Raw genomic sequence first — 13,913 nt, forward strand, 5'->3', positions numbered from 1 at the left:
GGAGGGAGATTATGTCTATCTTACCGAAAAAGAATGAATTAGGATTTTATGAGATACGACTTGAATCGATTGGAGGGCTTGGCGCAAACCTTGCAGGGAAGATGCTTGCGGAAGCAGGTGTTCTTGGCCTCGGGTTGAATGGTTCCAACTTTTCTTCTTATGGATCGGAGAAAAAAGGATCGCCGGTGAAAAGCTTTGTCCGTTTCTGTGAACCTGATACTGAAATCAGGGTCCACAGTCCAATAGAAGAACCGCATGTTGTCGGCGTATTTCATGAGGCACTTTATAAAATGGTCGATGTAGTAAGTGGTTTGCGTCCAGATGGAATCCTACTGGTGAATTCGACGAGAGATTTTGATGACATCAAAAAAAATCTTCATCTGGAGCATGGGACACTGGCAATTGTTGATGCGCTATCCATCGCTGTTGAGGAAAAAACGAAAGTAAATACTGCGATGCTTGGTGCATTATACCGTATTATTGATTTCCTCGATCCCGAAGCGATGAAAAATGTTATCCGCAAAACTTTTGAAAAGAAATATCCTCATTTAGTTGAGCCGAATATCAGAACGTTCGAGAGAGGCTACAATGACGTTCAATTTAAAACATACGCACCAGAAGAAGGGGCTCAGGGCAAGGAATTCAAGCGTCCAATGCCGCTTCTAGGATATGAAACACAGGAAATCGGCGGAGTGATTACTGCCCAGGCAAATAGCATCCTCAAGGATTTAAGCGGTTCGAGACAGGGATTCCTGCCTCAATTCAATCAGCAGGACTGCATCAACTGCGCCGCATGTGATACTGCATGTCCTGATTATTGCTTTGTATGGGAAGAAGGAGAGGACAAACGCGGCAGAAAGCAAATGTTCCTAAAGGGAATCGATTATCAATATTGCAAAGGCTGCCTGAAGTGTGTAGAGGCATGTCCAACTTCTGCGTTGAGCGAGCTGAGGGAAATGATCGGCTATGCTGAGGAGAATCAAGTAAAACATAACTATCCTTATGTGACTGGAGGGGTTTCTTAATGTCCATTCTTGAAGAAAACGTGAAGGCAATGAGTACAGCAGAACAGGTGACAACCTTTGAATCCGGAAATGAAATGGCGGCGATGGCTGCAGCTCAGATCAATTATCATATCATGGGCTATTTTCCGATTACCCCTTCTACAGAAGTAGCACAGTATCTGGATATGATGAAATCCAGGGGAGAGCATGATATCAAACTGATCCCTGCTGATGGAGAACATGGTTCCGCAGGTATCTGCTATGGTGCAGCGGCAACCGGAGCCCGCGTGTTCAACGCAACGAGCGCGAACGGGTTGATGTATATGCTGGAGCAGCTTCCAGTCCAATCGGGAACACGATATCCAATGGTCTTGAACCTGGTAACACGTTCAATCAGCGGTCCGCTTGATATCCGCGGCGACCACTCAGATTTGTATTTTGCGTTAAACACAGGATGGGTGATCCTCACTGCCAGGACACCGCAGGCTGTTTACGATATGAACATTATGGCACTGAAAATAGCTGAACACTCAGATGTGCGGCTGCCTGTCATGGTTGCTTATGATGGCTTCTTTACATCCCACCAAAAGCGCAAAGTGAACTATTTTAGTGATCGGGCTGTAGTCCAGAGATTTGTTGGCGAGGCACCGACTGAATATAATTTTGCCAGGGACCCAAAGAAACCGTTGACAATCGGAGCACATATGAATGGCGACGATTTGATCAACAACCACTTCCAGCAATCGGAAGCGATGTATAGAGCGAAAGATGTTTATAAAGAAGTGGCAGCAGAATATGCAAAACTATCAGGACGAAACTATGATATTCTTGACCTTTATCAAATGGAAGATGCTGACGTCGCGCTGTTCCTGTTGAACTCAGCAGCAGAATCTGCCAAGGATGTTGTAGACAGACTTCGTGAGAAGGGAATCAAGGCTGGTGTCATCAGTCCTAACATCATCCGCCCATTCCCTGCACAGGAAATCAGGGAAGCACTGAAAAATGTAAAATCAATTCTTGTAGGTGAGCGTGCTGATTCCTACGGTGGACATGGACCTAACCTGACGCACGAAATTAAATCTGCGCTACAGGAAGACAAGAATAATGCTACAATCGTCCAAAGCAGGGTGTTTGGACTTGGCGGCAAAGACTTTTATGCGGATGATGCTGAAGCATTTTTTGGCATGGCGATAGACGCTATGGAGAAAGGATACGCAGAAAAGCCATTCGACTACTACGGACATGTTGCTGGCGATCCAGAAATAGCATTGAAGCAGGTCATTGAGCCACAGCATGGTGATGTCTATAATTCAGGACTTATCCAGGTAACAAGAGATGAAGAAAAGAATAAACTGAATGTAAAAATTCCGCCTTTGAGAGCCTTAACTACAAAGCCGAAACGAATTGCATCAGGCCATGGCGCATGTCCTGGCTGTGGAATCTTCGGCGGACTGGAGCTATTCTTTAAAGGAATTGAAGGAGATCTCGTCATTCTTTTCCAAACGGGCTGCGCGTACGTTGTTACAACAGCGTATCCTCATACATCCCATAAGCAGACGACGATCCATAACTTGTTCCAGAATGGTGCGGCAACATTATCAGGAACGCTCGAAGCATTCCTTGAACTGAAACGCCGCGGTGAAATCGAAGTGTCAGCAGATGCAACCTTCGTAATGGTAACCGGCGATGGCGGTATGGACATTGGAATGGGATCGGCTATCGGTACGGCACTTCGCGGACACAAGCTGATCATGCTTGAATACGATAACGAGGGGTATATGAATACCGGTTCCCAGCTTTCATACTCCACTCCTTTTGGGCACATGACGAGTACATCAAACGTAGGCAAGGCACAAAAGGGTAAGACTTTCCACCATAAAGATACAGTCCAGATCATGGCTTCTACCAATATTCCTTATGTATTCACAGGAACGGAAGCATTCCCGCAGGACCTTGTTAAAAAGGCAGCGAAGGCACAGTGGTATGCGCAAAATGTAGGGACTGTATACGGCAAGCTTCTGATAACATGCCCACTCAACTGGAAATCGGAAGACCGCTTTGGCCAGACCATTGTCGAGGCAGCTGTGAATTCGAACTTCTTCCCGCTTTATGAAGTAGAACAAGGAATTACGAACATCACATACGATCCAGAAGCGAAAAGCAAGAAGATTCCATTGGCAGATTGGCTGAAATTCATGGGTAAAACCAAGCATTTATTAAAAGAAGAAAATAAGGATATGCTAGTGGAATTTGAAGAAGAAGTCGAGAAAAGGTGGCAGCGCCTAAAGGCTAAGCACGAAAACGAGTATTTATAAGACAAGAGAAGCCAGGAAAACGAATCCCTGGCTTCTTTTTTGATGGCAGTTGTTTTAAGTTATCCAGGAAATAATCGCGGTTTTGAAGGAATTTCCACCTTTCATGTAGAAAACACTAGAAAAATGGGAATCCGACAAGGAGGCTTTTTGGTGAGTAGTGCTAACATGGCAGATGAGATTCAGGCACTGAAAGATAAATTAGCCGCTTTAGAACGAGAAAATTCCTCTTTAAAAGAGTGGAAGGATAAGCATCAACGGGCAGCCAATGACTTTTCTGTTCAAATTCCCGCTGACGGCCCAGCAACAAATTTTGATGAAAGATTCATTGAAGACCAGGGTTTATTAAAAAACTTATTCCTAGAAACACTCGATGGGATAGTGTTTTGGGGCAAGTGTGGAAAAATCATTGCTGCAAATGAAGCAACCTGCAAGATTTTCGGACTTACTCATGAGGAAATGTTACAGCATAAAATTTCTGACTTCATTTATCAAAAAGATGAGAAATATAGCGAGATGAAACAAATTATCTATGAAAAAGGTGCGTTGCGTGAGGAAGCGTTTTTTCTGCTGCCAAATGGGGAGAAGAGACTGCTCGAATTTACTGTCAAGCTCAATGCTGGGGACGGCTATCATATGACAATTGTCCGTGACGCAAGTGACCGTTACCATATGGAACAACAGCTCCGGAAGAGTGAAGAACGATTCAGGAGAATTTTTGAAGGTTCGATTGAGGGAATGATTCTTTGGGATGAAAATTGCAAAAACTATGAAATTAACCCCTCTGGAATGGCGAAACTTGAGTTGGAGCCGGAAGACCTTGAGGAGAGGAACTTTCGGAAGCTTTTCATGAATCTTGGGCTTGCAGAAGAACTAATCGAAGAAAAGCTGCAAGCACTGCTTCGGAAAGGGAGGCTGGACGGAAGGATTACCATTCCATATGAAGAAGGCAGGATGAAGCATTTTGAATACAGTGTCAAACATCAATTGGTCGATAGCTTGAATCTGATTGTTTTCAAGAATATCACCGAAAAAATAGAGATGGAAGCCCAGCTGCATAAATCAGATACGCTTAATTTGCTTGGGGAGCTTGCAGCGGGCATTGCCCATGAAATCCGCAACCCAATGACCGCGCTAAAAGGTTTCATCCAGTTGCTCGAAAACAGTACAGGTGATGCTTATTCATTATATTTCCAGGTAATCAAGACTGAACTTCAAAGGATTGACTCGATCATCAACGAGTTTCTGATTTTGGCCAAACCTCAGTCTATAAAATATGAATATACCGATATTTCAAAGATCATGAATGAAACTGCTGCCCTCCTTACTGCCCAGGCAGTGCTCCATGATGTGCAGATCAAAACCATTTATGACGATGATTTGCCAGAGCTTATGTGCGAACCTAATCAATTAAAAAAGGTTTTTATCAATATTATAAAAAACGCGATAGAAGTCATGCCAAAAGGTGGCTTCGTGACTGCGACGGTCGGTCAAGCACCCGGGAACAGATTACATATCTGCATCAAGGATGAAGGCGAAGGAATACCTGCAGATAAGGTAAAAAAGCTTGGGGAACCTTTTTACACCACTAAGGAAAGGGGAACAGGCCTGGGGCTGATGGTTAGCTTTAAAATCATTGAAGAACACGGTGGCACAATCGAAATAGAGAGTGAAGTAGGGCACGGAACGATCTTCCATATTTATTTGCCAATAACCAAGGAAACGTCTGATTGAAATCCAATCAGGCGTTTTATTTCGTTAAAAGCAAGAGACGCTAACCCTTTCGGAGAGAGTGATTATTTAAAAATAAATAAATTTGCAAATTTCCCCCTTTAAAAATAATGCGGAATGAATTATATTAGATATATACCTAATTAGATAATCATTAAATTAAATGGAGTGGTTTTATGCAACTGGACAGAATAGTCGCTTTCCATAAAGCGATGGGGGACCCAACAAGGATAAGGATTGTGGCGTTACTAGCCAATGGGCCGCTTCATGGACAGGCGATTGCAGGAAAGCTGGGCCTTACGCCTCCAACGATCACACATCATATCAAGAAATTGCGGGATATCAATGTCATCTACGAGCGCAGGGACAAGAATACAATTTACTTTCACTTAAATGAGTCAGTAATCAAGCAACAGGCGAAGACGCTTGGGAAGTTAATCGAGAAAAAGGAAGGGGAGATGGAAGCGATGATTGAACAAAATATCGAAAGGCAAAAGGTTATTGAGAATTTCTTGACGAAAGATGGTAAATTAAAGAATATTCCGGCACAACGAAAGAAGAAGCTGATGGTATTCGAATACATGGTTCGAGGCTTGAAAGCCGGGAAAAAATATCCGGAAAAGGAACTAAACGAATATATCACGAAGTTCCATGAGGACTATGCGACAATCAGAAGAGAATTTATCATTAATCACTACATGTATCGTGAAAATGGGATTTATGAATTGAACCCTGAAGAGATGTGGGCAAAACCAGAATGATTTATTATGAACAGAAAAACCGCCTCAGACATTGTCTCTGGGCGGTTTTCTTGTTGATTAGAAAATTAAAAAATAATCTCATTGTGATAACTATAATTAATTTTCTTAATCCAGCTCCAGCGCCTAGCCCCTCGATCGCTTGTTTAGTTTCTGGTCAGTCGGCTATACTTTTCGATTTCGGTCCCCCCAATGAAGTCAAAGACCGACTTCACCGGTCGACCCTCTAAGGCACAGGACGTGCATACCCGCCAGCCACACGATGTGGCGTTTTAGGCGGGCAGCACTTGTCGGGGCTCAACGAGGCGCTTGCGTTTTTTGTTCTTAATACAATTCAGGCCGGCGGTCGGCGAAGATTGGAATTTTGCCTCTTGCTTCCTTAACTTCCTCAAGATCGATTTCTGCCAGGAGGATTTCTTCTTCTTCTCCACCCTCTGCAATCACGTCTCCCCATGGCCCGATGACCATGGAATGGCCAGCGAATTTATTGTTAGGGTCTGAGCCAGCACGGTTACAGGCTATTACAAAGCATTGGTTCTCAATCGCTCGGGCGATGAGCAATGCTCGCCAATGTTCTAAACGCTGGATTGGCCATTCAGCGACAACAAACATCGCTTCAACATCATGTAGTGCATGGGCACGGACCCATTCCGGGAACCGGATATCATAGCAGATCAGCCCGGCAAATTTGTGGCCTTCCAAAGAAAATAACCCTTTTTCCTTTCCAGCAGCAAGATACAGATGCTCATCCATGAGCTTGAACAAGTGAAGCTTGCTGTATATTCCTGCCTGCTCACCATTTTTGTCGAAAACAAGCAGTGTATTTTCAATGCCTGCTTCTGTTTTATTGGCAACAGAACCACCTATAAAATGGGAATTGTATTTCACGGCTGCATCCTTGAGAAACACTTTGGCTTCTTGTGCTTTTTCATCTGCAGTGTTTTTTAAATTCTCCAGATCATATCCGGTAGTCCAGAGCTCGGGAAGTACTATGATATCATGCTTTTGAGCATTTGCCTGGTCGATCAGTTCAGACGCTTTTTTGTAATTTTGCTCAGGATTCCCAAAAGCAATGTCCATTTGCAGGCATGCTATTTTAAATTTCATTATTCATCACCGCCATACTTTCTGAAAATTATATCTTTACAAGTTACTATTTACGTTATATCATTTGTGACTAGAATTTCAAATTAAAATTTTTAAATACTAATATATTTCCTAAGCAGGTGAGAACATGGAATTCGCACAATCAGATTTACTGAAAAGCCTGCCCAAGCAGTTTTTTGCTTCACTCGTTCAAAAAGTGGGCGCGTATACTGAAAAAGGGGCAGACATTATAAACCTGGGACAGGGAAATCCTGACCAACCAACTCCACAGCACATTGTTGAAAAGTTAAAGCAAGCTGCGGATAACCCTATTAATCATAAGTATTCACCTTTCAGAGGATTGCGCTCGTTAAAAGAAGCTGCAGCAGCATTTTATAAAAGGCAGTATGGAGTCGATCTCGATCCAGAAGAAGAAATTGCCATCCTATTCGGGGGCAAGGCTGGCCTGGTAGAAATACCTCAATGCCTGTTGAACCCTGGAGACTCGATTCTTGTTCCTGATCCCGGCTACCCTGACTACTGGTCTGGAGTCGAACTGGCAAAGGCTAGGATGGTTACCATGCCACTCCGAGAAGAGAATGGCTTTCTGCCCGATTATACTGAATTAAGTGCGGGGGAATTGGATAAAGCAAAGCTGATGTTCCTGAACTACCCTAATAATCCTACAGGTGCAGTTGCCGACAAAGAATTTTTTGATCGGACAATCGAGCTGGCTCGAAAAAATGAGATTTGTGTAGTACACGATTTTGCCTATGGAGCAATTGGCTTTGACGGGAACCAGCCACAAAGCTTTTTACAGTCAAAAGGTGCTAAGGACGTAGGAATCGAGATTTATACTCTGTCAAAAACGTATAATATGGCTGGATGGCGTGTTGGGTTTGCTGCAGGGAACAAGAGTGTGATTGCTGCGATCAACTTGCTTCAAGACCATATGTATGTCAGCTTGTTTGGTGCAGTCCAGGAGGCGGCAGCAGAGGCTCTGTTAGGATCGCAGGAATGCGTTGCTGAGTTAAATGATCTATATGAATCGAGAAGAAATATACTCATTGACGGTCTTACGAATATTGGCTGGCAGGTGACTGCTCCGAAAGGCTCATTTTTTGCCTGGCTGAATGTGCCTGAACCGTTCACTTCGGTGGAGTTCGCGGATTTCTTGCTTGAAAAAGCACATATAGCTGTTGCGCCAGGTGTAGGGTTTGGTGAACATGGTGAGGGTTTTGTAAGGGTTGGCTTATTGACTTCCGAGGAGAGATTGTATGAGGCAGTAAGTAGAATTGAAAGCTTGGGAATTTTCAAAAAATAGTTGACATTGATTTATGAACCTGACATAATCCTAATTAACAAATTTACTTTAACCAATTAAATAACTTGATTAAATTATTTTCTTATCAAGAGCAGGCGGAGGGACGAGCCCGATGAAGCCCGGCAACCGATCCAGCATTTAGCTGGGCACGGTGCTAATTCTTGCAGCGAAAGCTGAAAGATGAGAAGAGTTTAGTGTATTTTCTAACCTCTTCTTTGTGAAGAGGTTTTTTTATTATTTTTTGCACTTTGATTAATGTCTAGCTCCAGCGCCTAGCCCCTCGAGTCGCTTGTCTAGCTGCGGCTCCTAACTCCTCGAGACGCTTCGGTCCTGCCAATGAAGTCAAAGACCGACTTCACTGGTCGGCCCTCCGTGGCACACGATGTGCTAGACCCGCCAGCCACACGACGTGGCGTTTTAGGCGGGCAACGATTGTCGGGGCTGGACAAGGCGCTTGCGCTTTTCTAACAGAAAGGGATTGATCTTAATGAGTGAAATTACAGCGACATATATAGTCCATGATGCTAAACATAACCCGGAGAAAAAAGCAGAGGGAATCGCCCTTGGATTGACAGTGGGATCCTGGACTGACTTGCCTGAACTGGACCAAAAACAATTAAAAAAACATAAGGGGAGAGTTGTATCTGTAGAAGGTTCAAGCCTGGACAGCAATTCAGAGACGGTGGCAACAATCAAAATCGCTTATCCTGCCCTCAATTTTTCACCAGACCTGCCGGCAATTTTAACAACGGTATTTGGAAAACTTTCGCTTGATGGCAAGGTTAAATTGGTCGACCTTGAATTTGGAGAAGAATTAAAAAAAGAATTCCCTGGTCCCCGCTTTGGAATTGAAGGAATCAGGAAAAAGCTTGGTGTACACGACCGGCCATTGCTTATGAGTATCTTCAAGGGTGTCATCGGACGTGATATGGACTTTCTGTTAAAACAGCTGAAAGAACAGAGCCTCGGAGGAGTTGACCTGATCAAGGATGACGAAATCCTTTTTGAAAATGAGCTTACTCCTTTCGAAAAGAGGATCGCTCTTGGGAAACAGGTTCTGGATGAAGTCTATGAATCTACTGGACACAGAACCTTATATGCTGCCAACCTGACAGGAAGAACATCACAGTTGAGGGACAAAGCGAGAAAAGCGGCTGAACTTGGAGCCGACGCATTTTTGTTCAATGTATTTGCCTATGGCTTGGATGTTTTGCAGGAACTTAGGGAAGATGACGAAATCGGCATTCCAATCATGGCTCACCCTGCAGTAAGTGGCGCGCTTACATCGGCAGATGAATATGGTTTTTCACATTCCTTGCTTCTGGGAAAATTACTCCGTTATGCCGGAGCAGACTTCTCGCTGTTTCCGTCACCTTATGGAAGTGTTGCGCTCGAAAAGCAGCAGGCAATATCAATAGCTGAGGCACTGACTGCTGAGGATCAATTTAAAAGGACTTTCCCAGTTCCATCAGCAGGCATACATCCTGGAATGGTCCCGCTGCTTGTAAAAGATTTCGGAGTAGATTCTATTATTAATGCAGGTGGAGGCGTTCATGGCCATCCTGGTGGAGCCAAGGGCGGTGGCAAGGCATTCAGGCAGGCAATTGAAACAGTGCTTCAAGGAAAATCACTTGAAGAAGGCGCCCTTGAGCATGATGAGTTAAAGACTGCTATAAGTCTTTGGGGTTCGGCTGAGGCGGTGGCAAAGTGAGGCAGCCAGTGATTTTTTGCGACTTTGATGGAACAGTGACCGAAAAGGACAATATCATTGCAATCATGAATGAATTTGGGCCTGAAGGCTGGGACGGATTAAAAGAAGCAGTTCTTAACCGCACCATTTCTATAAGGGAAGGGGTAGGGAAAATGTTTTCCCTCCTTCCAGTCACCTCGAAGAAAGAAATCGTTGAGTTTGCGGTCCGGAATGCGAGGATTCGCCATGGTTTTCAGGAATTCCTGGATTATGCCAGCAAGGAAGGAATACCAGTATACATCGTAAGCGGCGGCATTGATTTTTTCATAGAACCTATCATTCAACAATTTGGCCCAATAGATGGCGTTTACTGTAACAGTTCTGATTTTTCTGGAAAAACAATAAAAATTGAGTGGCCAAACAGCTGCGATGATCAATGTTCAAATGATTGCGGCTGCTGCAAACCATCAATCATGAGAAAGCTGGAACAAACTGGAGCTTATAAAATCGTCATCGGTGACTCCGTGACGGATCTTGAAGCGGCAAAAAAAGCAGATTTTGTGCTGGCTAGAGATTACTTGAAAGATAAATGTGAAGAGTGGGAGATTCCACATAGACCATTTGAAACTTTTTACGACTGTATTGAAGCTCTTAAAACTGAGACAGGGGTGAAGGGATGAGCATTTTAGAATCGAAGTGGGAAGAACTGGCGGATGTAAAGGCCGAACTGGCAGAGCGTGATTGGTTCATGGGAACTAGCGGCAACCTTGCGATTAAAGTGAAAAGCGACCCGGTGCAATTCCTTGTGACGGCAAGTGGAAAGGATAAGCGGAAAAGAACTGATGAAGACTTTTTGCTTGTTGACCAATACGGCCGGCCGGTGGAGGAAACACATCTGAAGCCTTCTGCCGAAACACTGCTCCATGTCGAGGTATACAAGAAGACAAATGCTGGATGCAGCCTCCATGTCCATACGATTGATAACAATGTCATCTCCGAAGTCTATGGAGACAGGGGCGAGGTGCAATTCCAGGGACAGGAATTAATTAAGGCTTTCAATATTTGGGAGGAAGATGCCGTCCTCAAAATTCCCATTATTCCAAATTATGCGCATATCCCAAGCCTTGCTAAGTCATTCTCAGAGCACGTAAAAGGGGATACTGGCGCAGTCCTTATCCGTAACCATGGCATTACAGTCTGGGGCAGGAACGCATTTGAAGCTAAAAAAATTCTCGAAGCTACTGAGTTTTTATTCCGTTACCAGTTAAGATTACTCGAGCACAAGCCATTCCAATTGTTCAAGGTAGTTTAACTCAGGATCTTTAGAGCAGATTCCATTTGGTAAATAATACACATTTTAAAAAAGGAGAGATTCACATGGCATTTATCGTAAAGCAAAACACACAGGAGAGAATCGTTGATGAGCAGCAGGTAGAAGCTTTTCTGAACGCACAGGAAGTTATCTATGAAAAGTGGGAGATCAATAAGCTGCCAGCAAACCTTCAGGAAAAGTTCCTGTTAACTGACGAGGAAAAACAGCAAATCCTTGAAGCGTTCAAAACGGAGATTGAACACATTTCCGCACGCAGAGGCTACAAGGCCCAGGACGTCATTTCATTATCAGACAATACACCGAACCTTGACCAGTTGCTTGCGAATTTCAAGCAGGAACACCATCACACGGATGATGAAGTAAGATTCATTGTCAGCGGCCATGGAGTATTTGTCATTCAGGGCAAGGACGGAGAGTTTTTTGAAGTATTCCTTAATCCAGGAGACCTGATCTCTGTTCCTGAAAACACTCGTCACTACTTCACGCTTCAGGATGACCGCCAGGTAGTTGCGGTAAGAATTTTCGTTACAACTGAGGGCTGGGTGCCAATTTACGAAGAGGAAAAAGTCAGCCAGTAAGCATCACAGATCGCAAACTTTGTCGAAGAAAAAAATTTTTGCTATGAAAATTGTCTTATTTTGCGATACTATTTACAATCAAACAAGCATTTGCAATAATTCTCAAGTAAACTTTTATTTGTTTAAGGAATTAAAGTAGTAGAGGAGATATGGAAGTGTATCAATCGCAAAATGCTTTGTTGAAGGAAATTGATCGCGTTAGGGAATTGATGGTGGCTGCTGCTATGGAAACTGGATACACGAGTGACGAAACAATCTATCGAAGCCAGGAACTAGACCGTCTCATCTATGAATATCAAACTTTATGCAAAGAGACAGAAATACAGCGTCAAAAAGCAAAGGTTTTATTTAGACAAATGATTCTGCTCACAAAGAAACAATATATCTTATCACTTGCATAATTTTTCAATCGTACGTTTGGATAAATAAGCCACTGCCTGAAAATCGGCGGTGGCTACATTGTTTCTAAAGGAAGAACAATGAATAACAGGCTGACTATAAAGAAATAGGTGGCAGACCTTTCATTACCGTCCCCATTCCACCTGCCCATTGGGCTGCTGCCCTTCATTTTCCTGGAGGTGGAAGTGTTCTGTGAAAAAAAGAATAAATTCCCCATATGTCCTAATCCAATCAACAGTACCCAGAGGAAGCTCCCCGATCATAAAGCACCAAAGTTCTTTCCAACTCCTGCCGAGGCAGTTGTACTTAATTTTAACAATTTGCTCAAATTTTCACGAGAATACAACTTTGTGTGATTTTTATCATATTTTTATATGCTTATTTTATATATTTTTAACATAGATAGGTTTTTATCATCATTTTGCTAACGCACCCCAACAAGTTTACTTCAACTACATTACCATTTTATACATTAGTTTATTTTTGTTCATGAATGTTTTAACCTCATTTTTTACAAACCTTTGTTATCTACTTTTTTAATTGTTGGTACTATGCTTGTAATGCGATTCATATATCGTACTACATAGCATTTTATTTATATAAGGCTGTGTGAAAAGTATTTGACTGGATGGAACTCCAAAAAAAGTCATATTAGCCTTTATTGAAGCTGTTTTCACCATACACGTTTTCTGAAAGGGCAATTGCAATCTAATCAGGAGGATTTTCTTGGTATCAAAAATTCCTTCCTTATTATATTTCCCATCTTTTATGGAAAACGGTTTTTAAACGAAAACAGCTAAAAGTAACCGCTTACAAGTTAATAGTTTTTCATTTTGAGGAGGGGAAAAGAGAGTATGCACATTGTCGTATGTGTCAAGCAAGTGCCCGATACAAAGATCATCAAAATCAATCCTAAGACTAATACTCTGGACAGGCGAAGCGCACCAGCAATTTTGAACCCTTATGATGCTCACGCCGTACAGGAAGCAGTCAAGATCAGGAACAAAACAGGCGGAACGATTTCTGTTCTTTCAATGGGACCGCCACAGGCTGTAGCTGTTATTAAGAAAAGTGTTGAAATTGGCGCAAATCAGGGATACCTGATTTCAGACAGGGCGTTTGCGGGTGCAGATACCCTGGCTACAAGCTATGCGCTCTCCAAAGCGCTGGAAAAAATATCGAAGGATAATCCGATAGACCTGGTCATCTGCGGTAAGCATGCGATTGATGGTGACACAGGACAGGTAGGACCTGGAATTGCACGCAGGCTTGATATACCGCCAATTACGAATGTTATTGAAGTTTCAGAGGTTAATAAAGAAGAGAAATATGTTCATATCAAACGTAAGCAAATAGATGGATACGAGGTTCTTCAATCACAGCTTCCTTGCTTACTGACTGTCGAAAAGGAGATTAATGACATAGAGTATGCGCCGCTTACAAATATGATCAATGCAGCACGATATGAGCCGGTCATCTGGTCTGTGAACGATCTTGAGGATGTTGATAAGACCCAGCTGGGATTAAAAGGATCTCCAACGATTGTCGGCAAGATGTTCAGTCCGCCAAAGCTTGAAGGCGGAAAGAGAATTGAAGGCAACCCTGATTCTCAAGTAGAACAGCTTATGGGAATTTTAATGGAAAGAAAAGATTTATTGAAATTAAAAACAGCCAACTCTTGATTCCGATAATAAAGGG

At 43.0% G+C, this 13,913-nt stretch carries 12 protein-coding genes and 1 riboswitch; of the genes, 11 read left to right on the forward strand and 1 reads right to left on the reverse strand.

Translation table 11 applies throughout. The annotated features are described in order from the left end of the window. Positions 1 to 11: 11 nt before the first annotated feature. The 4 genes from DYI25_RS02060 (at position 12) to DYI25_RS02075 (ending at position 5,808) form a co-directional block, all read left to right on the forward strand. Positions 12 to 1,025, forward strand: coding sequence for a 2-oxoacid:acceptor oxidoreductase family protein (locus DYI25_RS02060; protein ID WP_213366479.1), 1,014 nt, complete (start codon positions 12 to 14; stop codon positions 1,023 to 1,025). Further along, positions 1,025 to 3,319: a thiamine pyrophosphate-dependent enzyme gene (locus DYI25_RS02065; RefSeq protein ID WP_213366482.1), complete on the forward strand. Its 2,295-nt coding sequence runs from the start codon at positions 1,025 to 1,027 to the stop codon at positions 3,317 to 3,319. Before DYI25_RS02060 ends, DYI25_RS02065 begins: the two co-directional genes overlap by 1 nt. A gap of 150 nt (positions 3,320 to 3,469) precedes the next feature. After that, complete coding sequence (locus DYI25_RS02070; RefSeq protein ID WP_213366485.1) at positions 3,470 to 5,050, forward strand: PAS domain-containing sensor histidine kinase; 1,581 nt, start codon at positions 3,470 to 3,472, stop codon at positions 5,048 to 5,050. A gap of 173 nt (positions 5,051 to 5,223) precedes the next feature. Then, positions 5,224 to 5,808 carry a metalloregulator ArsR/SmtB family transcription factor gene (locus DYI25_RS02075; RefSeq protein WP_213366487.1) on the forward strand — a complete coding sequence of 195 codons (585 nt, stop codon included), beginning with the start codon at positions 5,224 to 5,226 and terminating at the stop codon, positions 5,806 to 5,808. A 321-nt stretch (positions 5,809 to 6,129) separates the two neighbouring features. On the opposite strand, the gene DYI25_RS02080 is transcribed toward DYI25_RS02075, so the two are convergent. Continuing rightward, entirely contained in the window at positions 6,130 to 6,912 is a 783-nt protein-coding gene (locus DYI25_RS02080) for a carbon-nitrogen family hydrolase (RefSeq protein ID WP_213366490.1), read from the reverse strand. A 127-nt stretch (positions 6,913 to 7,039) separates the two neighbouring features. Here DYI25_RS02080 and DYI25_RS02085 point away from each other — a divergent pair, with 127 nt between their 5' ends. The 7 genes from DYI25_RS02085 (at position 7,040) to DYI25_RS02115 (ending at position 13,897) form a co-directional block, all read left to right on the forward strand. Then, positions 7,040 to 8,215, forward strand: a complete 1,176-nt coding sequence (locus tag DYI25_RS02085) for a pyridoxal phosphate-dependent aminotransferase (RefSeq protein WP_213366493.1) — start codon at positions 7,040 to 7,042, stop codon at positions 8,213 to 8,215. Between the two features lie 79 nt (positions 8,216 to 8,294). Continuing rightward, positions 8,295 to 8,402: riboswitch (SAM riboswitch) on the forward strand. A gap of 300 nt (positions 8,403 to 8,702) precedes the next feature. Continuing rightward, the gene (mtnW, locus tag DYI25_RS02090) at positions 8,703 to 9,926 is read left to right on the forward strand and encodes a 2,3-diketo-5-methylthiopentyl-1-phosphate enolase (RefSeq protein ID WP_213366496.1); all 1,224 of its coding nucleotides are present in this window, start codon (positions 8,703 to 8,705) and stop codon (positions 9,924 to 9,926) included. Next, the gene (locus DYI25_RS02095) at positions 9,923 to 10,585 is read left to right on the forward strand and encodes a 2-hydroxy-3-keto-5-methylthiopentenyl-1-phosphate phosphatase (RefSeq protein WP_213366499.1); all 663 of its coding nucleotides are present in this window, start codon (positions 9,923 to 9,925) and stop codon (positions 10,583 to 10,585) included. Before mtnW ends, DYI25_RS02095 begins: the two co-directional genes overlap by 4 nt. After that, positions 10,582 to 11,217, forward strand: a complete 636-nt coding sequence (locus tag DYI25_RS02100) for a methylthioribulose 1-phosphate dehydratase (protein ID WP_213366503.1) — start codon at positions 10,582 to 10,584, stop codon at positions 11,215 to 11,217. Before DYI25_RS02095 ends, DYI25_RS02100 begins: the two co-directional genes overlap by 4 nt. Positions 11,218 to 11,282: 65 nt before the next feature. Then, positions 11,283 to 11,816, forward strand: a complete 534-nt coding sequence (locus tag DYI25_RS02105; RefSeq protein ID WP_213366506.1) for a 1,2-dihydroxy-3-keto-5-methylthiopentene dioxygenase — start codon at positions 11,283 to 11,285, stop codon at positions 11,814 to 11,816. Positions 11,817 to 11,971: 155 nt separating this feature from the next. After that, positions 11,972 to 12,217 (forward strand): aspartyl-phosphate phosphatase Spo0E family protein, encoded by a 246-nt coding sequence (locus DYI25_RS02110; protein WP_342032465.1) that lies wholly within the window; start codon positions 11,972 to 11,974, stop codon positions 12,215 to 12,217. An 852-nt stretch (positions 12,218 to 13,069) separates the two neighbouring features. Then, a complete protein-coding gene (locus tag DYI25_RS02115; protein WP_213366512.1) occupies positions 13,070 to 13,897 on the forward strand; it encodes an electron transfer flavoprotein subunit beta/FixA family protein in 828 nt (275 codons plus the stop codon). Positions 13,898 to 13,913: the final 16 nt, after the last annotated feature.

Source organism: Mesobacillus boroniphilus (genome assembly GCF_018424685.1).
Taxonomy (GTDB): domain Bacteria; phylum Bacillota; class Bacilli; order Bacillales; family Cytobacillaceae; genus Mesobacillus; species Mesobacillus boroniphilus_A.

What these genes read in the sequence shown, in the direction of transcription:
- DYI25_RS02085 (WP_213366493.1), top strand. Translation starts at nt 7,040, where the DNA reads ATGGAATTCGCACAATCAGATTTACTGAAAAGCCTGCCCAAGCAGTTT.
- DYI25_RS02060 (WP_213366479.1), top strand. Translation starts at nt 12, where the DNA reads ATGTCTATCTTACCGAAAAAGAATGAATTAGGATTTTATGAGATACGA.
- DYI25_RS02100 (WP_213366503.1), top strand. Translation starts at nt 10,582, where the DNA reads ATGAGCATTTTAGAATCGAAGTGGGAAGAACTGGCGGATGTAAAGGCC.
- DYI25_RS02115 (WP_213366512.1), top strand. Translation starts at nt 13,070, where the DNA reads ATGCACATTGTCGTATGTGTCAAGCAAGTGCCCGATACAAAGATCATC.
- DYI25_RS02075 (WP_213366487.1), top strand. Translation starts at nt 5,224, where the DNA reads ATGCAACTGGACAGAATAGTCGCTTTCCATAAAGCGATGGGGGACCCA.
- mtnW (WP_213366496.1), top strand. Translation starts at nt 8,703, where the DNA reads ATGAGTGAAATTACAGCGACATATATAGTCCATGATGCTAAACATAAC.
- DYI25_RS02080 (WP_213366490.1), bottom strand. Translation starts at nt 6,912, where the DNA reads ATGAAATTTAAAATAGCATGCCTGCAAATGGACATTGCTTTTGGGAAT.
- DYI25_RS02105 (WP_213366506.1), top strand. Translation starts at nt 11,283, where the DNA reads ATGGCATTTATCGTAAAGCAAAACACACAGGAGAGAATCGTTGATGAG.
- DYI25_RS02065 (WP_213366482.1), top strand. Translation starts at nt 1,025, where the DNA reads ATGTCCATTCTTGAAGAAAACGTGAAGGCAATGAGTACAGCAGAACAG.